The organism is Streptomyces sp. NPDC000983, from assembly GCF_040299205.1.
Classification (GTDB): Bacteria; Actinomycetota; Actinomycetes; order Streptomycetales; family Streptomycetaceae; genus Streptomyces.
This window is the reverse complement of record NZ_JBEPBM010000121.1, coordinates 484-1,601: the sequence shown is the minus strand read 5'-3', so window position 1 is coordinate 1,601 and position 1,118 is coordinate 484. Positions and strand designations below refer to the sequence as shown.

2 protein-coding genes are annotated in these 1,118 nt (G+C 70.6%); both read right to left on the bottom strand.

Annotated features, from left to right (window positions below; genetic code table 11):
• Positions 1-210: trypsin-like serine protease (locus ABT296_RS38615; RefSeq protein ID WP_351934833.1), on the bottom strand; the 210-nt coding region annotated here is incomplete at its 3' end.
• A gap of 340 nt (positions 211-550) precedes the next feature.
• Positions 551-1,118: FG-GAP repeat domain-containing protein (locus tag ABT296_RS38610; protein WP_351934831.1), on the bottom strand; the 568-nt coding region annotated here is incomplete at its 5' end.

Sequence of the window (1,118 nt, the reverse complement as noted above, 5' to 3'; positions counted from 1 at the left end):
TGCGGCGGGTTTTGCGTCCGGGGCGAAGCAGGAGGCCGCGGTCAGGACCCACTGCGGGTCGACGAGGGTGCCGGTGCAGGCGGCCTGCTCACCGATGGTGATCTTCGCGACGTAGTTCAGGTCCGCGGGCGCGTCGGCTCCGTTGAGCGCGGCGGCCGGGGCGGCGGTCGCCAAGGTGGCGAGGACGGCTGTGGCGCTCGTTGCCCACATCCATCGTGAACGTCTTGCGGTCATGGGTGTCCCTGGGTCGAAGTGCCGTTTCATAGCGGCCGGTTGCCGCTGCGATCACATGGGCTGCCCGCCGAATCGGACGCCGACGCGGGCGGAGCGCCGAGGCGGGACCGTCGGGCAGGCAGGCGTCTGGCTCGGTTCCGGTGCGGAGGGCGGTGGGGTCGAGGTGCGGAGGGCGGCTGGGCCGACGTACTGCCCGGCGCCGGTGCTGTCGGGGTGCCAGTCCTCCGGCGCACTGCCCCCTCCCCGTGAGGGGGTGAGGCAGAGCGGCGTCAGCAGTGGCCGGTGTCTCCAGCCCGGCGCCGGAGGGACCGCCCTCTCAGAGGGTGATCATCACAGTGCCGCCGTCGAAGTAGGTGCCCATGTTCTTACGGACGGCGACCTTGCCGTCCGCGATGGTGTGCACGAACATGTCGGCCTTGCCGTCACCGGTGGCGTCGCCGAAGCGGAGGCGCCCCATGTCGGCACCGGTGACGAACCGGCCCCAGCCGGCGGACCAGTGGGTGCCGCCGTCGAAGTAGGTGCCCATGTTCTTACGAACGGAGACCTTGCCGTCGGTGCCGTGGACGAGGAGGTCGGCCTTGCCGTCGCCGGTGATGTCGGCGAAGTACAGGCGTCCCATGTCGGTGCCGGTGACGAAGCGGCCCCAGCCGGCGGACCAGTGGGTGCCGCCGTTGAAGTAGGTGCCCATGTTGGTGCGGACGGCGATGTTGCCGTCGGTGCCGTGGACGAGGAGGTCGGCCTTGCCGTCGCCGGTGATGTCGGCGAAGTACAGGCGTCCCATGTCGGTACCGGTGACGAAGCGGCCCCAGCCGGCGGACCAGTGGGTGCCGCCGTTGAAGTAGGTGCCCATGTTGGTGCGGACGGCGATGTTGCCGTCGGTGCCA